Annotated in this window: 16 protein-coding genes; 13 read left to right on the forward strand and 3 right to left on the reverse strand. The window is 65.9% G+C overall.

Going from position 1 to position 20,654, the window contains the following annotated elements; genetic code table 11:
• Positions 1 to 121 precede the first annotated feature (121 nt).
• The 5 genes from OSH07_RS11350 (at position 122) to melA (ending at position 7,551) form a co-directional block, all read left to right on the forward strand.
• A complete protein-coding gene (locus OSH07_RS11350) occupies positions 122 to 2,212 on the forward strand; it encodes an ABC transporter substrate-binding protein (protein ID WP_266338762.1) in 2,091 nt (696 codons plus the stop codon).
• 104 nt (positions 2,213 to 2,316) lie between these two features.
• On the forward strand, positions 2,317 to 3,327 hold the full coding sequence (locus tag OSH07_RS11355; protein ID WP_266338763.1) for an ABC transporter permease: 1,011 nt from the start codon (positions 2,317 to 2,319) through the stop codon (positions 3,325 to 3,327).
• A complete protein-coding gene (locus OSH07_RS11360) occupies positions 3,324 to 4,469 on the forward strand; it encodes an ABC transporter permease (protein ID WP_266338764.1) in 1,146 nt (381 codons plus the stop codon). Before OSH07_RS11355 ends, OSH07_RS11360 begins: the two co-directional genes overlap by 4 nt.
• 12 nt (positions 4,470 to 4,481) lie before the next feature.
• Positions 4,482 to 6,152, forward strand: coding sequence for an ABC transporter ATP-binding protein (locus OSH07_RS11365; protein ID WP_266338765.1), 1,671 nt, complete (start codon positions 4,482 to 4,484; stop codon positions 6,150 to 6,152).
• A 28-nt stretch (positions 6,153 to 6,180) separates the two neighbouring features.
• Positions 6,181 to 7,551, forward strand: coding sequence for an alpha-glucosidase/alpha-galactosidase (gene melA, locus OSH07_RS11370; protein WP_266338766.1), 1,371 nt, complete (start codon positions 6,181 to 6,183; stop codon positions 7,549 to 7,551).
• Between the two features lie 109 nt (positions 7,552 to 7,660).
• On the opposite strand, the gene OSH07_RS11375 is transcribed toward melA, so the two are convergent.
• Positions 7,661 to 9,205, reverse strand: coding sequence for a tryptophan halogenase family protein (locus OSH07_RS11375; RefSeq protein WP_266338767.1), 1,545 nt, complete (start codon positions 9,203 to 9,205; stop codon positions 7,661 to 7,663).
• 160 nt (positions 9,206 to 9,365) lie between these two features.
• Positions 9,366 to 11,042: a hypothetical protein gene (locus OSH07_RS11380; protein WP_266338768.1), complete on the reverse strand. Its 1,677-nt coding sequence runs from the start codon at positions 11,040 to 11,042 to the stop codon at positions 9,366 to 9,368.
• A gap of 154 nt (positions 11,043 to 11,196) precedes the next feature.
• Here OSH07_RS11380 and OSH07_RS11385 point away from each other — a divergent pair, with 154 nt between their 5' ends.
• From OSH07_RS11385 to OSH07_RS11405, 5 genes are all read left to right on the forward strand, one after another.
• On the forward strand, positions 11,197 to 12,267 hold the full coding sequence (locus tag OSH07_RS11385) for a Gfo/Idh/MocA family protein (RefSeq protein WP_266338769.1): 1,071 nt from the start codon (positions 11,197 to 11,199) through the stop codon (positions 12,265 to 12,267).
• 549 nt (positions 12,268 to 12,816) lie between these two features.
• Positions 12,817 to 14,127 carry an ABC transporter substrate-binding protein gene (locus OSH07_RS11390; protein ID WP_266338770.1) on the forward strand — a complete coding sequence of 437 codons (1,311 nt, stop codon included), beginning with the start codon at positions 12,817 to 12,819 and terminating at the stop codon, positions 14,125 to 14,127.
• A gap of 86 nt (positions 14,128 to 14,213) precedes the next feature.
• A complete protein-coding gene (locus OSH07_RS11395; protein WP_266338771.1) occupies positions 14,214 to 15,143 on the forward strand; it encodes a carbohydrate ABC transporter permease in 930 nt (309 codons plus the stop codon).
• Entirely contained in the window at positions 15,140 to 16,003 is an 864-nt protein-coding gene (locus OSH07_RS11400) for an ABC transporter permease subunit (protein WP_266338772.1), read from the forward strand. The genes OSH07_RS11395 and OSH07_RS11400 overlap by 4 nt, the downstream gene beginning before the upstream one ends.
• The gene (locus tag OSH07_RS11405; protein WP_266338773.1) at positions 16,000 to 16,356 is read left to right on the forward strand and encodes an L-rhamnose mutarotase; all 357 of its coding nucleotides are present in this window, start codon (positions 16,000 to 16,002) and stop codon (positions 16,354 to 16,356) included. Before OSH07_RS11400 ends, OSH07_RS11405 begins: the two co-directional genes overlap by 4 nt.
• Before the next feature lie 13 nt (positions 16,357 to 16,369).
• On the opposite strand, the gene OSH07_RS11410 is transcribed toward OSH07_RS11405, so the two are convergent.
• Entirely contained in the window at positions 16,370 to 17,380 is a 1,011-nt protein-coding gene (locus tag OSH07_RS11410; protein ID WP_266338774.1) for an IclR family transcriptional regulator, read from the reverse strand.
• A gap of 197 nt (positions 17,381 to 17,577) precedes the next feature.
• On the opposite strand from OSH07_RS11410, the gene OSH07_RS11415 reads away from it, so the two are divergent.
• From OSH07_RS11415 to OSH07_RS11425, 3 genes are all read left to right on the forward strand, one after another.
• Positions 17,578 to 18,600, forward strand: coding sequence for a succinylglutamate desuccinylase/aspartoacylase family protein (locus OSH07_RS11415; RefSeq protein WP_266338775.1), 1,023 nt, complete (start codon positions 17,578 to 17,580; stop codon positions 18,598 to 18,600).
• A complete protein-coding gene (locus tag OSH07_RS11420) occupies positions 18,597 to 19,535 on the forward strand; it encodes a threonine ammonia-lyase (RefSeq protein ID WP_266338776.1) in 939 nt (312 codons plus the stop codon). Before OSH07_RS11415 ends, OSH07_RS11420 begins: the two co-directional genes overlap by 4 nt.
• Before the next feature lie 172 nt (positions 19,536 to 19,707).
• The gene (locus OSH07_RS11425; protein WP_266338777.1) at positions 19,708 to 20,631 is read left to right on the forward strand and encodes an AraC family transcriptional regulator; all 924 of its coding nucleotides are present in this window, start codon (positions 19,708 to 19,710) and stop codon (positions 20,629 to 20,631) included.
• Positions 20,632 to 20,654 lie beyond the last annotated feature (23 nt).

A 20,654-nucleotide genomic window follows, 5' to 3' on the forward strand; every position in this document is an offset into this window, starting at 1 on the left:
CGCGCCGGATCGGTGGCCGCTGACGCGCCCTTGGGACGGCGCTTCGGCGGCTGCCGCTGTGGAATGCAAAAGGGACTAGGCGGCGGCGCGTCGCGTCGATGCCGTTCAAAGGGGAGGAACTATGAACAGATACGCATTGGCTCTTGGTGGGGCCGGCCTGCTCCTGAGCGTTTCGGTCCTGGCCGCGACGGCCCAGGTGAAGGCTCCGATCACGCCGCCCGATCCGCCGAAATTCGATGCCCAGGGCAAGATCGACTATGTCGGCGTCAACGACATCCTCGAATTCAAGGCGCTGCCCGAATATCACGAGCCCGACTGGGTCACGAAGAACTTCGTCGCCACCGGCAAGCTGCCCGCCGTCAAGGACCGCCTGCCGAAGGAGCCGATGGTCTACAAGAAGAGCAACACCGTCGACGGCATCGGCGTCTATGGCGACACGATGCGCCACGTCATCGGCGGCCGGCCGGAAGGCTGGAACTACACCGCCGGCCAGTCGCAGGGCTGGGGCGGCATCGACATCGGCCTGTCCGAGTGCCTGACCCGCACGGGTCCGCTGTTCCAGATCAAGGTCGACGAACTGCAGCCGCTGCCGAACCTCGCCAAGAGCTGGGAATGGTCGGAAGACGGCCACACGCTGACCATGCACCTGGTCGAAGGCGCCAAGTGGTCGGACGGCGTGCCCTTCACCACCGCCGACGCGATGTTCTACTGGAACGACAACGTCAACGATCCGAACGTCACGCCGCTGAACGGCGCCACGCCGGCCTCGTTCGGCGAAGGCACGACGCTCAAGGCGGATGGCGACTACACGCTGATCTGGACCTTCAAGGAAGCGTTCCCGAAGCAGTATCTCTACCAGATGGCCTATGGCACCTTCTGCCCCGGCCCGGCGCATATCCTGAAGCCGCAGCATCCGAAATACTCGAAGAACACCTACGAGCAGTACAAGAACGCCTTCCCGCCGGAATATCTGAACATCCCGGTGATGGGCGCCTGGGTGCCGGTCGAATATCGCCCCGACGACATCATCGTCATGCGGCGCAACCCCTACTACTGGAAGGTCGACGAGGCGGGCAACCAGCTGCCTTACCTGAACGAGCTGCACTACAAGCTCTCGACCTGGGCGGACCGCGACGTGCAGGCGGTGGCCGGTTCGGGCGACTTCGCCAATCTCGAGCAGCCGGAAGGCTTCGTCGAGGCGCTGAAACGCTCGGCAAGCGCCGACGCCCCGGCCCGGCTCGAATTCGGCCCGCGCATCATCGGCTACTCGCTCTACCCGAACCTCTCGGCGAATGGCTGGGGCGAACCGGACGAGCGCGGCCAGGCCGTGCGCGAACTGAACCGCAACGAACACTTCCGCAAGGCGATCACATCGGCCGTCGACCGCAAGCGCCTCGGCGAGTCGCTCGTCAAGGGTCCGTTCACGACGATCTACCCGGGCGGCATCTATTCCGGCACGACCTACTACGACAAGGATTCGACCGCCTACTATCCCTTCGACCTCGAAGGCGCCAAGGCTGAACTGGCGCTGGCCGGGCTGAAGGACACGGATGGCGACGGCATCGTCAACTTCCCGGCGGGAACGGCGGGCGGCAAGAACGTCGAGGTCACCCTCCTCGTCAACGCCGACTACCAGACCGACAAGAGCCTCGCCGACGGCATCGTCGCGATGATGGAGCCGCTCGGCATCCGCGTCCTGTTGAATCAGGTCGAGGGCAAGCAGCGCGATGCACTGGCACAGGGCGGCCAGTTCGACTGGATGGTCCTGCGCAACCAGGAAGAGCTGACCTCCGTCGTGCAGAAGACGGTGAACCTCGCGCCGGTCGGCCCGAAGACCAGCTGGTTCCACCGCGCCGGCAAGGATGGCCAGCTCGACCTGCTGCCGTTCGAGACGGAGATCGTCGACGTCGTGAACAAGTTCATCACGACGCCGGACGCGACCGAGAAGAAGGAGCTGATGAAGCAGTTCCAGAAGCTCTACACCGACAATGTCTACGGCATCGGCCTGACCCAGTATCCGGGCGCTCTGATCATCAACAAGCGCTTCGCCAACATCCCGAAGGGCGTGCCGATCAACCTGTTCAACTGGGCTGAGGACAGCATCATCCGCGAGCGCGTGTTCGTGCCGGCCGACAAGCAGGGCAAGTACGAACTGTTCCCGGAGACGCTGCCCGGCGCTCCCGGCGGCAAGGAAGGACCGGCCAAAGGCTGACCGGCAGCGGGCTGACGACCGAGCCCGTTCCATAGATCCGGACAAGGGGGCGGCATGCCGCCCCCTTGTTCCCCTCCGGCCCAAGCAGGGAGCTGTTGCCCCCCATGTTTCGCTTCCTGATCATGCGGATCCTCGCGGCGATCCCGGTGCTGATCGTGCTCAGCGTCGTGACCTTCGCCATCATCCAGGCTCCGCCCGGCGACTATGCCGACTTCATCCGTGCGCAGTTGATGAACCAGGGCGGCGCTTCCGCCGTCGTCGCCGAGGCGCAGGCCGAGGCCTACCGCCAGGCGCATGGCCTGAACGACCCGATCATCGTGCAGTATTTCCGCTGGATCTGGGGCATCCTGACCCGCTTCGATTTCGGCGACAGCTTCTTCTACAATAAGCCCGTCTCGACGGTTGTGGCCGAAAGGCTGCCGCGCACCCTACTGCTGGCGCTCACCTGCCACATCCTGGCGTCGATGTTCGGCATCGCCTTCGGCATCATCGCCGCGACCCGCCAGTACAGCTGGATCGACTCGACGCTCTCCTTCGTGTCGTTCCTCGGCATGACGGTGCCGCGCTTCCTGATGGCGATCATCATCGTCTACATCCTCGCCTTCAAACTGAACGTGCAGGAGATCGGCAGCTTCTTCTCGCCGCAATATGGCGGCGCGCCCTGGTCCTGGGCCAAGTTCGTCGATCTGGTGAAGCATATCTGGCCCGTTGTCGCGATCGCGACCTTCGGCGGCCTCGCCTACAACATGCGCGTCATGCGCGGCAATCTGCTCGACACGCTGAACGCCCAATATGTCGAGACGGCGCGGGCGAAGGGCCTGCGGGAATCGCAGGTCGTCCTGCGCCATGCCGTGCCCAACGCGCTGCATCCGCTCGTCATGTATCAGGGCGTCGTGCTGCCTTACATGCTGACCGGCGAGATCGAGGTGGCGATCGTCTTCGCGCTCGCCACGGTCGGCCCGGCCATCGTCGGCTCGATGGCGGTCGGCGACGTCTATGTCACCGCGACCTTCATGCTGGTGCTCGCGACAACCCTGATCATCGGCAACATCATCGCCGACATGCTGCTGGCGCTGCTCGATCCGCGCGTCCGGCTGGGCGGAGGCAACGCATGACCGACACGACCGATACGACGACCACGTTGCCGCCCGCGAGCCCGAGCACCACCAACGCTCGCTTCGTCCATGGCAACGAGGGCTACTTCGCCCTCGTCTGGCGCCGCTTCCGCCGCTCGGTGATGGGCATGATCGGCCTCGTCATGGTGATCGGCCTGCTGCTGATGGCGCTGTTCGCCGATTTCGTGGCGCCGGTGGACCCGCGCGCCAACGGCATCGGCTTCGCCCCGCCCGACCACATCTCCTTCTTCGAGCCGGACGGCTCCTTCACCTTCGTGCCGCGCATCTATCCGATCGTCGAGACGGACGAACTCGACCCGGTGACCTTCCAGCCGATGAACGGCCCGGATCTCAAGAACCCGCATGTGCTGAGCCTGTTCGTGCGCGGCTTCGACTACAAGATCCTCTGGCTGATCCCGTCCAACATCCACCTGTTCGGCTCGCGCGACGGGGCGCCGATCCACCTGCTCGGCACCGACAAGTTCGGCCGTGACATTCTTTCCCGCGGCATAGTCGGGTCGCGCATCTCGCTTACTATCGCGCTGATCGTCGTCTTCATCACCACCACCGTCGGCACCACGATCGGCATCACCTCGGGCTATATGGGCGGACGGATCGATGCCTGGGTGCAGCGCTTCGTCGAGCTGGTGCTCGCCTTCCCGCAATTGCCGCTCTACCTGGCGCTGACCTCATTGATTCCGATCACGGCGCCCTCCAACGTCTTCATCGCCTTCGTCATCGGCGTGATGGCGGCGCTCGGCTGGGCGCAGCTGTCGCGCGAGGTGCGCGGCAAGACGCTGGCGCTGGCGCGCGTCGAATATGTCCGCGCCGCCATGGCGATCGGCGCCGGCGACGGGCGGATCATCTTCCGCCACATCCTGCCCAATGTCATGAGCCACGTGATCGTCGGCGTGACGCTGGCGATCCCGACCATCGTGCTGCTCGAATCCTTCCTGGGTTTCCTCGGCTTCGCCGTGAAGCCGCCGCTGATCTCCTGGGGCCTGATGCTGCAGGATACCGGCGCCTTCTCGGTGATCGGCTCCTATCCGTGGATCCTCTCCCCCGTCGTCTTCGTGCTGATCACCGTCTTCGCGTTCAACGCGCTTGGCGATGGCCTGCGCGACGCGATCGACCCGTATTAGGAGGCGAAGCACATGGCTCCGACCCCAAACGAATTCGCCCCGGCCGAACGCTACGACCTGAACGCGCATGGCCGCGAGCTGATCCTCGACGCCCGCAACGTCGCCGTCACCTTCAAGGTCGAGGGTGGCACCGTCGATGCCGTGCGCGACGTCTCGTTCCAGCTGCACAAGGGCGAGACGATCGCCATCGTCGGCGAGAGCGGCTCCGGCAAGTCGGTGACGGCCCGCACCATCATGGGCCTCTTGTCGAAGCGGGCAACGGTCGCCAAGGAGGCCAGCATCGACTTCGAGGGCAAGAACGTGCTCGCCTTCAACGACGTGCAGAAACGCCGGCTGCGCGGCAACCGCTTCGCCATGATCTTCCAGGAACCGATGAGTTCGCTGAACCCGGTCTACACGATCGGCCAGCAGATCGCCGAAGTGCTGCACATCCACAACCGCAAGATGACCCGAGCCCAGGCGCGCGCACGGGTGCTTGAACTGTTGAAAGAGGTGCAGATCCCCGACCCGGAAGCGCGGATCAAGCAGTATCCGCATCAGCTTTCCGGCGGCCAGCGCCAGCGCGTCATGATCGCCATGGCGCTCGCCAACCGGCCGGACATCCTGATCGCCGACGAGCCGACCACCGCACTCGACGTCACCGTGCAGGCGCAGATCCTCAACCTGATCCGCGAATTGCAGAAGCGCTACGGCATGGCGGTGATCCTGATCACGCACGACCTGACCATCGTCCGGCAGTTCTCCGACTATGTCTATGTGATGCAGCATGGCGAGGTGAAGGAGCACAACGTCACCGAGGCGCTGTTCCAGAACCCGCGCCACTTCTATACGCGCCACCTGCTCGCCTCCGAGCCGAAGGGATCCGCCAATCCGCTTCCCGAGGGCACGCCGGTCGTGCTCGAGGGCCGCAATGTCCGCGTCGCCTACACGCTGAAGCGCGGCGGCCTGTTCAAGCCAGACTTCTTCCAGCTGCTCGCCTGCGACAACCTCAGCCTCGAACTGCGCCGGCACGAGACGCTCGGCATCGTCGGCGAGAGCGGCTCCGGCAAGACCACCTTCGGCCAGGCGCTGATCCGGCTGATCCAGCATTCGACCGGCGAGATCGTTTTCGACGGCGAGCCGATCCATACGAAGGACCGCAAGGCGATGCGGCCGCTGCGCTCGCGCATGCAGATCGTCTTCCAGGATCCGTTCTCGTCGCTCAATCCGCGCATGTCGATCGGCCAGATCATCGAGGAAGGCCTGATCGTCAACGGCATCGGCGCCGATCGCCGCGACCGGCTCGAGCGCGTCCGCCAGGCGCTGCGCGATTCCGGCATGCCCGACACAATCCTCGGCCGCTTCCCGCATGAATTCTCCGGCGGCCAGCGCCAGCGCATCGCCATCGCCCGCGCCATCGCGCTGGAGCCGGAATTCATCCTGCTCGACGAGCCGACCTCGGCGCTCGACCTCTCCGTGCAGGCGCAGATCATCGATCTCCTGCGCAAGCTGCAGGACGAGCGCGGCCTCTCCTACCTGTTCATCTCGCATGACCTGAAGGTCGTGCGCGCGCTCTGCCATCGCGTCATCGTCATGCAGCACGGCAAGATCGTCGAACAGGGGCCGGTCAGCGAGGTGCTGACCCGGCCGCAAAGCGAATACACCGCCCGCCTCGTCCGCGCGGCGTTCGAAATAGCCGCCTAACTATTCTGCCTACCCCGGAGCTTCTTCCATGACTGCCAATCCCAGGATCACCTTCATCGGCGCCGGCTCGACCGTGTTCATGAAGAACATCGTCGGCGACGTGCTGCAGCGCCCGGCGCTGTCCGGCGCCACCATCGCGCTGATGGACATCAACCCGCAGCGCCTCGAAGAAAGCGCCGTCGTCGTCCGCAAGATCGCCTCCACCCTCGATGCCAAGGCGAAGGTCGAGACCTATACCGACCAGAGGAAGGCGCTCCAGGGCGCCGATTTCGTCGTCGTCGCCTTCCAGATCGGCGGCTACGATCCCTGCACGATCACCGATTTCGAAGTGCCGAAGCGCTTCGGCCTGCGCCAGACCATCGCCGACACGCTCGGCGTCGGCGGCATCATGCGCGGGCTTCGGACCGTTCCGCATCTCTGGAAGATCTGCGAGGACATGCTCCAGGTCTGCCCGAACGCGATCATGCTGCAATACGTCAACCCGATGGCGATCAATACCTGGGCGATCACGGCCAAGTATCCGACCATCCGCCAGGTCGGCCTCTGCCACTCGGTGCAGGGCACGGCGATGGAGCTGGCGCATGACCTCGACATTCCCTACGAGGAAATCCGCTACCGCGCCGCCGGCATCAACCACATGGCGTTCTACCTGAAGTTCGAGCATCGGCAGAAAGATGGCTCCTATCGCGACCTCTACCCGGACCTCGTCCGCGGCTATCGCGAAGGCCGCGCGCCGAAGCCCGGCTGGAACCCGCGCTGCCCCAACAAGGTGCGCTACGAGATGCTGACCCGCCTCGGCTATTTCGTTACCGAAAGCTCCGAGCACTTCGCCGAATACACGCCCTATTTCATCAAGGAAGGCCGCGAGGACCTGATCGAGAAGTTCGGCATTCCGCTCGACGAATACCCGAAGCGCTGCATCGAGCAGATCGCCCGCTGGAAGAACCAGGCGGAAGAGTACCGCACGGCCGACCGGATCGAGGTTTCGCAGAGCAAGGAATACGCCTCCGAGATCATCAACTCGGTCTGGACCGGCGAACCCTCGGTCATCTACGGCAACGTCCGCAACAATGGCTGCATCACCTCGCTGCCGGCCGATTGCGCGGCGGAAGTGCCCTGCCTGGTCGACGCCTCGGGCGTGCAGCCGACCTATATCGGCGAGCTGCCGCCGCAGCTGACCGCGCTGATGCGCACCAACATCAACGTGCAGGAACTGACGGTGAAGGCGCTCCTGACGGAAAACCGCGACCACATCTACCACGCCGCGATGATGGACCCGCACACTGCCGCCGAGCTCGATCTCGACCAGATCTGGCATCTCGTCGACGATCTGCTCGCAGCCCACGGCGAATGGCTGCCGGAATGGGCGCGCGGAGCCGCCAGGCAGCGCGTCGCCTGATCGATCAAGCCAAGGCGTGGCGTAGCCTGCCCCTCCCCCCGGCGCGCGGCACGCGGAAGCCCCGGCGATTTCATCGCCGGGGCTTTTTTCGTTTCAGGAGAGCGCGGGGTCAGCGGCCATGCTGGTTCACATGCTCGAGGAATTCGGCGTGACCGAGCGCCTTCGACGCCGCCTGGCGGTATTCCTTGACGAGGCTGTCGACGGTCTGGCGGGCGAAGGCGCGGAGCGCCGGCGACTTCGCCATTTCCGCCTGCGCCACGGCTGGATCGAGCAGGCCGAGCCCGTCGAGGACGGGATAGTGCAACTGCGTCTCGACATGCGGCAGGCCGTCGAGGAAATCGCCAAAATGCTCGCGACGGGGCATTTCGCGCTTCCAGTGCGCCAGCCGCTCCTTGGTTTCGGGATGCAGCCGCTCGGCCTTGACGTTGCGCCAGAACGGCGTGTCGTCGCGCTCGGTGACGTAGTGGGTGTTGACGAAGGTGCGGAAATCGTCGACCTGCCGGCCGACGCGGCGGTTGTAATCGGCGCGGTCGGCGGCGGTCATCGCCTTGGGCAGCTTCATGTAGCGCTGCGTGAACAGCATCATCTGCACGATGGTGCCGTGGATCGAGGTCGATTCCAGCGGCTCCAGAAAGCTCGACGACAGGCCGACGGCGAGGCAGTTGCCGATCCAGGCGTTTTCCAGCCGGCCGATCTGGAAGCGGATGTCGTCGCGCACCTCGATCTCGCGGCCGAGCGTCGCCTCGACCTCGCGCTTCGCCTCCTCCGGCGTCTTGAACTCGTCGGAATAGACGTAGCCGCAGCCATAGCGGCCCTGGGTCGGGATCTGCCAGATCCAGCCGGCTTCCTGCGCCCAGGCATGGGTATAATTATTGATCTCCTCGCCCGGCTGGATGTCGAGCCAGAACGGCAGCGCCCGGTTGACCGGCAACTCCTTCTGGTAGGAGATCCAGGGCGCGTTCAGCTCCTTGACGATCAGCCGCTTGCGGAAGCCGCTGGCGTCGATGAAGAAATCGCCTTCGAGCCGCTCGCCGGTATCGAGCTGGAGCGCGGTGATGTCGCCGCTCTCGCCGTCACGCTCGACGCCCTCGATCACCGCGTCGACGATGGCGACGCCTTTCGACTTCGATTTCAGGAACTTGCCGACCCGCGCCTGGTCGAAATGGAAGGCGTGGTGGAACGGCCCGAGCGCGATCAGCGAGCCGTCCGCCTTCCTGGCATAGGGCGCCTTCTTCTGCTCGAGCAGCGGCCCGAACAGGTGCATGTCCTGCACCTTGCGGCCGGCGGCGACGCAATAGACGTTGAGATAGTCGGAGGGCGCGCCCGGCGGCGCGGCGACGACCTGGTGCGGGTCGTCGATCGGGCCGTAATAGGTGAAGCCCTTGCGGCGCCAGTCGGTGTGGCGGATGCCGAGCTTGAAGGTGGCGCCGGTCTCGCGGAAGAACTCGAACTCGTCGATCTTGAAATGCTGGAACAGCACGCGCATCGCCGCCGTACTGCCCTCGCCGACGCCGACGGTCGGGATCTTGGAGGATTCAACCACCGAGACGCGGATGTCGAGCTTCTGGCGGCGGGCGCTGTCCTCGATGATGAAGGCGGTCAGCCAGCCGGCGGTGCCGCCGCCGACGATGACGAAATGTGCTCGTTCCGCCAAGCGGATGTCCTCCCCGGTGCAGGCGAAAGATCGTCGCGATCTCCGCCCTTTTTCACCAGTCTAGGACGCCGACTTTCCCCGCCTCCAGAGCGATTTTGGCTCATGGCGGGTAATCCTGTGCTCGGCCGGGCCGACGGCCCGGCCGAGAAGCGATTGGGCGCTAGCGGCCCATGAAGACGCGGCGGGCGATCTGGTCTTCCAGGCTCAGCCAGCGGCGCGAGACCTCGTCGTCGCTATGGCGCGACGCCTCGCGGGCCTCGCCCTTCAGCGCCTTCAGCCGCTCGACCGGCAGCTCGATGTTCGCGTCCAGTTCCTCGGCGACCGCAACGAAGCGCTCGGCCGCAGCCTGGCCGCCGAGCAGCGGCGCCGCGTCCTCGGCGATGAAGCGCTCCCAGGAGAGATCCGGCTCGTAGCCGAAGCGGGCGAAGGCCAGATAGGAAAGCTCGACCGTCGCGTGATAGGGCGACGGCTCGCCCCAGACCGTCAGGCCCTCCATGCCGACATCGGCACAGAACTTGTTCATGTCGGCGAAGACGCGGCCGTTGAAGGCATAGCGCTCGGTGCGGCGGTCGCCGTTCCACTGGCAGGCGAACTGGCAGCGCAGGACGTTCGGCTGCGTCGGCAGTTTTTCCACGTCGGCGCGCGTCAGTTCCTTCTGCAGCCGGCCCCAGAAGGTGCGGTTGGTGGTGTGCTGGTAGATCGCGCCCTTCGGCATGCTGCGCTGGGCGTCATGCGCGACCGGGTCGAACAGGTTGTCCCACTGCAGCTCGCTGTAGATCCACGCATCCGGCTTCTTGGCCTTCGCCGCGCGGTAGAGGCGCGGGAAATTCTCGGCCATGTCGGTGTGCGACCAGCTATCGCCGTGATCGTCGACGCGACGGGCGGCTTCCGCCTCGTTGTTGCGGCGGGCGACGCAGCGCGCGCAGCCGCAGACGCCGTAGTCGCCGCTCTCGATGTTGACGCCGCCGATCTCGAAGGTGTCGGCGAGCCAGGAGACCGCCTCCTCCATCCAGTCCATCGTCTCCGGCGCGCTCGGGCAGGCGCTCATGGTGTAATCGGAGCGCGGGAAATTGAGCGGGAAGTCGAGGTCAGCGATCTGGAAGCCGACGCCCTTCTCCATCGTCGCGGCGTGCTGCGGGTTCTTCTTCAGCCAAGTGGCGAGATTATAGGGGTGGTCGCCCTCCCAGTAGACGCCGCCATAGGAGCCGATGGCGATGCCCGGCACGATGCGGACGCCGCGCTCGGTCGCATAGCGGCAGAGCTCCTGCGCCGCCTCAATGCCGCCATGCGAATTGCGCAGGAAGCCGTAGATCACGACCGAGGGAATGCGGTTGCGGCTGGCGAAATCGACAAGGCGCGTATAGTCGCCGAGGAAGCCGGCCGGCGGCTTGCCATAGGGATTGAAGACGCCGATTTCCTGGTGGCCGACCTGCGACAGTTCCCAGTTGGTCGAATGGTCCCAGGTCCAGAAGGTGCGATAGGCGAGGCCCGGCGCAACGCGGCGCTCGCCGGCCGGAACCAGCACGGCGCCACCTTCGACCTTGCCGCGAGAAATCAGTTCTTCGGCGCCATAGATGACACCGGAGAACGGACCACCGGTGATCGTGATCTCGGCGTTCGAGCCGCCCCTCGGCCGCACGGTGAGCGTGAAGGCGCCCTCGGCCTGCGACTTGTCCTCGACCAGGCGAATGACGGGCAGGCTGGAAGAAGCCGCGGTGGCCGGCACGAATTCGAGCATCGGAAACGCCGCGCTGAGCCGCCGTGCCGCATGCACGTGCCGTTCGCCGCCCTCCAGCCCGACCCGTCCCGCGATCCGAACCTCACCCGTACCAACCATCCCGTCATCCTCCTCTGGACTGTCGCGCGGCGACTTCCCGCGTTGTTGACAGGATTGCCCATCTCATATCAAATATCAACGTCGACTATCGTCAGTGATACAAATAGACAGTTTCAGGCTGCCGGATCGCTCTGGCGGCACTTCGGAGGGTGGCATGACGGCTGGCTTGAATCTCGAACAGACCTGGCCGATGCCGAGCCAGCCGCGGCCGATCACGATCATTGGCGCCGGCGACATCGTCAGCAGCGCCCACATGCCCGCCTATCGCAAGATCGGCCTGCCGGTCGCCGGCATCTTCGACCTCGACCAGGCCAAGGCGCGCGCCGTGGCGGCGCAGTTCGACATTCCGGTCGTCCATGAAAGCATGGCGGCGGCGATCGCCGCGCGGACAGACGACACGGTGTTCGACCTCGCCTTGCCGCCGGTCGCGATCCTCGGCGCCGTCGAGCAATTGACGGTCGGCAGCGTCGCGCTGATCCAGAAGCCGCTCGGCGCCAATCTCGCCGCCGCGCGCCAGATCCTCGCCGCGATCGACGCGCGAAAAATCACCGCCGCCACCAATTTCCAGCTCCGCTTCACGCCGTCGATGCTGGCGATCCGCGACGCGGTCCGGCGCGGCCTGCTCGGCGACATCGTCGAACTGGAAGTGCGGCTCGCCGTCTACATGCCGTGGGAGATGTGGTCGTTCATCCCGCATCTCGACGCCGTCGAGATCCCGCTGCATTCGATCCACTATCTCGACTGGATCCGCTCGATCCTCGGCGAGCCGGACAGCGTCTATGCCAAGGCGGTGCCGCATCCGCGCTATCCCGACCTGAAGGATGCGCGCTCCAGCATCATCCTCGACTACGGCCCGAAGGCGCGCTGCTGCCTGTCGCTCAACCACACCTACAATTACGGCCCCAAGCACATCGACGCGACCATCCGCGTCGAGGGCACCAAGGGCTGCGCCCATCTCGATCTCGGCTATCTGCACGACTATCTGAAGCCGGTGCCGGAGAAGCTGGAAGTGATCGTCGAGGGCGGCGAGTGGACCGGCATCCCGCTGGTCGGCGAGCGCGTGCCGGACGCTTTTGGCGCGGTGATGTCGAACCTGCAGCGCTATGCGGCCGGCGAGGACAGCGTGCTCGACACCGACGTGCACGACTCGATCCGCACCATGGCCCTGGTCGACGCCTGCCTCGCCTCCAGCCGCCTCGGCGGCATCGTCCCGCAGGCGGTGTAGCTGGCACCCCAAGTCATAGCGTCTTGCTTTCACCTCTCCCATGGGGAGAGGTCGACGGCCGCAGGCCGGCGGGTGAGGGGTTCAGGCCTCACCGGCGAAATCGCATCCCCTCACCCGGAGCTTCGCTCCGACCTCTCCCCATGGGAGAGGTGAGAGGCGTCGCCGGCGGATATTTCTTTATATTTTTAAATGCTTTACCCCGCCGCACCCCGCGCGGCGGGCCGCTTTTTGCTGTCCGGTCGCCGGCCACGGCAGAGTGATTTCTTATAAGAAATTACTATTTCAATAGAAAAACCGCTGTGCTAGCGTTGCCGCATGGCCGCGCAAAAATCCCGCTTGAAGGGAAGCGGCCATGGCGGGGTGACAGGGATGCTGACCGCTTCAATCGCGCCTTCTTCCGGCTGCCTCGCGCAAGCGACGGCGGCGGCGGGAGCGCGCCGTTCGGCGACCCGACTGAAGGCCGGACCGGACCGGCGGCAAAGCCGCCGGCGGGAACCGGGCTCGATTCCAGAACAGCAGCGCGACCAAACCTGACGGAAGGGACACACCATGCATTCGACCTCTTTGGCGGCCGGCAAGAAAAGCCGATCCGTCCGCACCATGCTCGCCGGCCTCGCCTTCGCCTCGATGACGGCGCTCGCCGGCCCGGCCTTCGCCGCCGACGCCACGACGATCCGCGTGCTGAACTGGGAGCCGGGCGGCGCCGACTACTGGAAGGCGCTGGTCGCCGAATTCGAGAAGCAGAACCCCGACATCAAGGTCGAGCTTGAGACGGTGCCGTTCGACCGCTATCCGGAAGTCCAGGGCCCCTACATCACGACCAAGAGCGGCCCGGACGTGATGGAGAACAATGCCGGCCTCGAATTGTTCGACCGTCGCCGCGCCTATGCCGAGCTGCCGCCGGAAGTGCTGGAAGCCGGCAAGGACCTGATCACCTATAGCGGCGGCTGCCTGAACTTCGACACCAGCAAGTCCTGCTACGGCCTGCCCTTCGGCTATCAGGGCAACGTCATGTACTACAACAAGAAGGTGCTGACCGAGGCGGGCCTCGACGCCGCCAACCCGCCCAGGACCTGGGACGAGATGGGCGCCGCCTGCGAGAAGGTGAAGGCGATCGGCAAGACCTGCATCGCCATCGGCCTCTCCGGCATCTTCCCAGCCTACTGGAACTTTCCGGAGATCGCGCGCAACTACCTGACCGAAGACGACATGCGCGCCATGCTCGCCGGCAAGATGCCCTGGACCGACCCGAAGATGGTCAACGTCCTGAAGGGCCTCGCCTCGATCACCGAGAAGGGCTGGACCAATTCCAGCGCCCCCTCGATCACCATGCTGCCCGACGGCGCCGATATCTTCCAGAGCGGCAACGCCGCCTTCGCCGGCACCATCATCTCCGACGCCGTCAACTGGGCCGCCTTCGGCAAGGTGCTGGGCGACGAGAACCTCGGCGCCATGCGCTGGCCGACCATCGTCGCCGACGCGCCGCTGGCGAACAGCTTCTCGGGCATCGAGAGCTCCGTCTTCGGCGTCACCGACTGGAGCGACAAGAAGGACGCCGCCTTCAAGTTCGTGAAGTTCATCGCCGGCAAGGAGAACGCCGAACTGCTGACCAAGATCGCCGGCGGCATCTCGCTCAACAAGAACGTCGATCCCTCGGTGCTGCCGAAGTCGCAGGCGCTCAGCCAGATCCTCGAGATCATCAAGACGCCGACGCTGCATGCCGGCGTGCTGCTCTCGGGCCAGGAAGCGGATGCCCTCGCTCGCGGCTGGCAGGAGGTCGCCCTCGGCCGCCTGTCGATCGAGGACTGGACGGCGCGGATGCAGAAGGCGCTCGAGCAGAGCCCGAGCAAGCGCCAGTAACAGGGCGCTGACAGGCGGTTAACAAAATGGGGGTGGCGGACCCGGTTCCGCCTCCCCGTCTCCCCCAGCAACAGGCAGGAATTTCGATGGCTGAAGCGGCCAATCTGGCGACCGCGCCAAACCGGGCGGCGCAGCGGGTGCTCGTCCGCAAGGAGACATTGATCGCGCTCCTGTTCGTGCTGCCGGGCCTGGCGCTGGCGATCCTGTTCAAGCTGGTGCCACTCTTGCGCGGCATCTGGCTGAGCTTCCTGGAAACGCGCGGCTTCGAGGATCCGACCTTCGCCGGCCTCGCCAACTACCGCACCATGCTGGCCGACCCCTCGGTGCACGATTCCTTCCGCAACGCGCTGATCGCCTTCGCGACGCTGCCGGTCTGGATCGTGCTGCCGCTGGTCATCGCCTTCCTCCTGTTCCAGAAGACGCCCGGCTGGAAGTTCTTCCGCGCCGCGTTCTTCCTGCCCTACATGATCGCGCCGATCGTCGTCGGCATCATGTTCCGCCAGATCCTGGCCCCGGACGGCCCGCTCAACGCGGTGCTACGCGCCATCGGCCTGGCGCCGCTCGCCATCGAATGGCTGAACGGGCCGACCAGCGCGCTGCTGTCGCTGACCGCCGTCGCGCTCTGGAGCTTCTTCGGCCTCGGCGTGCTGACCTATCTCTCCGGCCTTTCGACCGTCTCGGAAGAGGTCGTCGAGGCGGCCAAGCTCGACGGCGCCGGCTTCTGGCGGCTGCTCGCCTACATCATCATGCCGCTGATGAAGCCGGTGATCGGCTACTGGGCGGTGCTGTGCACCTCCGGCATCCTGATCTGGATGTTCCCGCTGATCTACGCGCTGACTAAGGGCGGCCCGGGCACAGCGACGGTGCTGCCGGAATTCCTCGTCTTCACCACGACGTTCCAGTTCCTCGACCGCGGTCTCGGCGCCGCCATCGGCATGGCGCTGTTCCTCTTCGTCGCCCTCGTCTCCGCCTTCGTGGTCCGCCGCATGTATGTCGAAGGAGCCCAGAAGAAGTGACCCAACCGGCCCCTTCCCCCGCCATGACGATCTCGTCGATGCGCCTTGTGCTGACCCGCTGGGTGGTGACCGCCCTCCTCGTCATCCTCGCCGTGGTGACGCTCTATCCGCTGCTCTTCACGGTGATCAACTCGCTGAAGACGCGCGCCGCCTATTCCTCGGATCCGCTCGGCCTGATCCCGGACATCACGCTCGAGAACTATCTCGAGACCTTCGAGCGCATGAAGGTCTGGCGGCTGCTGCTGAACAGCCTCGTCACCACTGTCGGCGGCCTGCTGCTATCGACCATCGCGGCGCTGTTCATCGCCTATGCCGTCACCAAGCTGAAGATCCGCGGCGGCAACTATCTGTTCCTGTTCATCATCGCCATGCTCGTCATTCCGAGCCAGGTGATCATCTACCCGCTCTACGAGACAATCCTCGATCTCGGCTTCGGCGGCACCTATCAGGGCCTGATCTTCGCCTATGCCGCCTTCGGCCTGCCGCTCGGCACCTACCTGCTGTCGGCCTATTTCCGCGCCATTCCCGACGAACTGATCGAGGCGGCCCGCCTCGACGGTGCCGGCGACATCCGCATCCTGTTCTCGATCCTGCTGCCGATCTCGACGCCGGCGATCGCCGCGCTCTCGATCCTCAACTTCGTCTGGATGTGGAACGATTTGCTGCTGCCGCTCGTCATCCTGGGCGGCTCCGACAAGAAGACGCTGATGGTCGGCGTCGCCCTGCTCTCCGGACAGTACGACGTCTCGATCCCGCTGATCAGCGCCGGCCTGATCGTCGCGCTGGCGCCAGTCATCCTCGTCTACATCCTTTTCCAGCGCCAGATCCTGTCCGGCGCCATCGCGGGAGCCGTCCGATGAAACGCGATCCGAAGCCGGGCGAGCCGGTGCTGTTCCTCTATCGCCTGAAGCCGGGCGCCGGGCCCGAATACGACCGCTGGCATGCCGCCGTCTGGCCGGAACTGCTGGCCGAGATCGAGGCGGCCGGCTTCGAGGATTACCAGATCTGGCGCCACGAGGAGATCGTCGTCTCGCGCCTGCGCGGCCGCGACGGCTACCGCGCCGCCGAAGCGATCATGCGGGCGAGCGCGATCCAGAAGCGCTGGACCGCGACGCTCTCGCATCTCTTCGAGAGCTACGAGACGGCCGATGGCGAGCCGCTCTGGCTCGACGAGGTCTTCCGTCTGGCCGTGCGGCCCGATCGTGAAGCCTGACGGAGCCCGCGCCCTAGCCGCCGACCGGGCCGCCGGTATTGGCCAGCGGGAAGCGCGGCTCGGCCAGATGGCCGCCGAAAAGGGTGGTGATGCTGGCGGCGGCCTCGTAGAGGATGCGGGAAGCATCTTCCATCGGCACCTTCTCGGTCGCCGAGGCCAGGAACGGCATGGTCAGCACCGCCGGCGCATGCCCCTCGGCGTCGAGGATCGGAAAGCTGATGTCGGTGATGCCCTTGAGCGCCTCGCCGACGATCATCTCGTAGCCGACCGATCGCACCACCTCGACGCGCTTCTTGAGCCAGTCGACCTCGCTCTTCGGCGCGTTCTGGCCGATCGCCTCGAACAGCCATTCCTGCATCGACGGCGACTGGTAGGCGATCAGCAGGCGGCCGGACGCGGTGCGGATGGCCGGGTTCTGCGTGCCGACGCGCAGGCGGAAGCCGAGCGGCGCCGGGCTGTCGACCTGGGCGACGACGCGGATCGACAGGCCGTCGAGCACGGCCAGATGGAAAGCCTGGTAGGCCTCGATCGAGGCGCGGTTGATCACGGGCCGCGCCACGTCGATCAGCCGCCGCATCGGCGGATAGCGATAGGAGAGGTCGTGCAGCTTGGTGGAGAGCACCAGGCTTTCCTCGCCCGGCGGCCGCTGGATGTACCCGCGCCGTTCCAGCGCGACGACGACGCGATAGACCTCCTGCAGCGACCGGCCGAGCTGCTGTGCGATCTGGCTCGGCGTCACGCCCTCGGAAAGGCTGGCGAGCAGTTCGAGCACGTCGAGCCCCTTCTCCAGCGCCGGCGCGCTGTAAGCCGGCTTTTCCTGCTTGCCGGCCGTCGCCTTGGCAGCGCGCCCGGTCGCCGGCTTGGCCGACTTGACGGCAGCGACCGCCTTGCCGGCATCGGCGGCCTTGGACGATTTCGACGGCTTCGCGAGCCTGGCCGGCTCGGCATTCTCAATACTGGCCGAGACGGCCTTCTTGGCGTTGTCGGCACCCTTCCCGCCGGATGGCCGCTTGGCACTGGTCATGGCGTTTCTCCTTTGGTGAAGGTCATCGCCGGGCGCGCGCCGGCGCGCAAGATGGCAATGCGTCCAGCATGCCCACGCATTGTATCACATATCAACTCTTGATATCATCAGTGATAGAATCTACGGTCGCTTCATCATCCTCCGTCCCGACCGCGCATCCCTAGAGATCCCTTGGTCGTCCCCGCACAGAGCAGAAAATGGGCCTGAAAGCGAAACAACTGGCACAATGCACCGTCGACTTCGACAAGGACGGCAAGCAGAGCGGCTATTTCAATCTGCCTCTCTCCGTCCATGACGACGCCTGGGGCGTGATCCGCATTCCGATCGCCGTCATCAAGAATGGCAGCGGCCCCACCGTCATCCTGGAGGGCGGCAATCACGGCGACGAGTATGAGGGCCCGATCGCCCTCGGCGAGCTGATCCGCGACCTCGACCCCGGCAAGGTCGCCGGCCGGCTGATCTTCATCCCGGCGATCAACCTGCCGGCCGTGCTGCAGGCGCGCCGCACCTCGCCGATCGACGACCTCAACATGAACCGGACCTTCCCGGGCGACGCCAACGGCACCTCGACCCAGCAGATCTCGGCCTTCGTCAACGACGCGCTGTTCCCGCTCGGCGACGCCTTCCTCGACCTGCATTCCGGCGGCTCGTCGCTCGACCTGATGCCGAGCGCGGTGATCGAGCCGGTCGCCGATCCCGTCCAGCACGCGAAGAACGTCGCCGCCGTCACCGCCTTCGACGCGCCGCTCGTCGTCGTCATCGACAATCGCGGCGACCATCGCACCGCCACCGCCTCGGCCGCCCGCGCCGGGCTGACCGTGGTCGGCACCGAGATGGCCGGCGGCGGCACGGTCTCGCTCGACGCCCTCGACATCTGCCGCCGCGGCGTCCGCAACGTGCTGTCGCATCTCGGCGTCCTGCCGCCGGAGATGGCGACGCCGCCGCGCCACGAGCAGCGCCTGTTCGAACTGCCGGGATCGGACGCCTTCGTGCTCGCCGACGACGACGGCGTGTTCGAACCTTTCCACAGGAACGGCACCATGGTTTCGCGCGGCCAGCCGGCCGGCCGCATCCATTTCCTGTCGCACCCCGACCGCAAGCCGGCGGAACTCGCTTACGCCGCCGACGGCATCCTCTATGGTCGTCGCCAGCCCGGCCGGGTCCGTCCCGGCAATTGCTGCCTCGTCGTCGCCTCGCCCTATGGGGGTTCGCTGAAATGATCCAACTCGCCGATATCCAGGCCGCCGCCGGCCGGATCGCGCCCTATATCCGCCGCACGCCCAACATCCGCGCCGAGGCCCTGGCCGAGCCGGTCACCGCGGCCGACCTGTCGCTGAAGCTCGAATGCCTGCAGCCGACCGGCTCGTTCAAGGCGCGCGGCGCCAGCAACAAGCTGCTAACCACGCCGAAGGAAGAACTGGCCGGCGGCGTCGTCACCGCGTCGGGCGGCAATCACGGCCTCGCCACCGCCCGCGCGGCCAAGCTCGCCGGCGTGCCGGCGACGATCTTCGTGCCGAAGAGCATCACGCCGGCCAAGGTCGACAAGCTGAAGCGCTGGGGCGCCACCGTCGAGATCATCGGCGACATCTGGAACGAGACCAACCTGCACGCGCTCGCCTTCGCCAAGGAAAACGGCGCCGCCTATTTCCACCCCTTCGCCGATCGCAACGTCATCGCCGGCCAGGGCACGACGGCGCTGGAGCTGCTCGAAGAGATCCCCGACGTCGACACCGTGCTGGTGGCGATCGGCGGCGGCGGCCTGATCTCCGGCATGGGCGTGGCCATCAAGGCGCTGAAGCCTTCAGTCAGGATCATCGGCATCGAGCCGGAGGGCTCGCCGACGCTGAAGGCGTCGCTCGACGCCGGCCGCGTCGTCCGCCTGCCGGCGGTGACCAGCCGCGTCGCCACCATGTCCTGCGCCGAGACCGACCCGGGCGTGTTCGAGCTGGTGCGCGACCATGTCGACGACATCGTCCTCGTCTCCGACGAGGCGATGCTGGAGGCGAGCCGCTGGCTCTGGTTCGAGATGGGCATCGCCGCCGACCTCTCCGGCGCCGCCGCGATCGCGGCGCTGCGCGAGAAGGTGCTGACCTTCCCAGCCGGTCACAAGGTCGGCGCGCTGGTCTGCGGCGCCGGTCCCGACGCTCTGGTCTGATCGAGCGCGGACAAAGGGCCATCGCCGCGTGCGATGGCCGCCTTCGGCGAGGGATTAATTTCGTGTCGAAGAATATAGCCGATCCGGTACCATGCCTTTCGAGGAACAGGGACCGGACTGCTCAGGCGTGGCAACAACGTCGGGCCCGGTCCCCCGAGAAGGAGGGGCCGCCATGGGTTTCGAGCGCCGTTTCGCTCCGGATTTCGAGGTCATCGTCTGCGCGCCGTCGGAATCGTTTCGATGGAACGTCCACGATTACCCGCACCATCTCGCCAAGTGGCATCATCATCCCGAGTATGAACTGCACCTGATCCAGTCGAGTTCCGGCAAAATGATGATCGGCGACCATGTCGGCGACTTCCAGGCCGGCTGCCTGGTGCTCACCGGCCCCGACCTGCCACACAACTGGGTCAGCGCCAGCCAGCCGGGCGAGACCATTCCCGATCGCGACATGCTGATCCAGTTCAGCCCGGCTTTCGCCGAGAAGGTGGCGGACCTCTGCCCGGAATTCGGCGATGTCGCCACCCTGTTCGCCGACGCCGCGCGCGGCGTCGAGTTCAGCGGCGAAACGGCGGAGGAAGGCCGCAGGCTGCTACGCGAGATCGGCGGCACGCACGGGCCGCAGCGTCTGGTGCTGTTCCTCGAACTGATGACCATCCTGGCGCAGACGCCGCGCGAGCGCCGCGTCCTGTCCCGCGCCGCGCCCAGCTTCGTCGCGCAGACGCGCTCCTCGGAAAAGCTGGAGATCGCGATCAGCCACATCCTGGCGAACTTCGCCAGCGAGATCCGCCTGTCGAAGGTGGCGGGACTTTGCGGCATGGAGGCGAGCGCCTTCTCGCGCTTCTTCAAGAAGCAGACCGGCCACACCTTCGCCCGCTACGTGAACTGCTCGCGCGTTCACGCCGCCTGCAACCTATTGAGCCAGACGGAGAAGCCGATCACCGACATCTGCTTCGAGGTCGGCTTCAACAACGTCGCCAACTTCAACCGCCAGTTCGTCAAGATCTGCGGGCAGTCGCCCTCGGCCTACCGGCGCGAATCCCGCCGCATCGGCACGATCACGCGGTTCGAACAATTGAGCGCCATACCGGCCTGAGCGGCGCATCGACGCCGCCGGGC

It is taken from the genome of Kaistia nematophila (assembly GCF_026343855.1).
Lineage (GTDB): Bacteria > Pseudomonadota > Alphaproteobacteria > Rhizobiales > Kaistiaceae > Kaistia > Kaistia nematophila.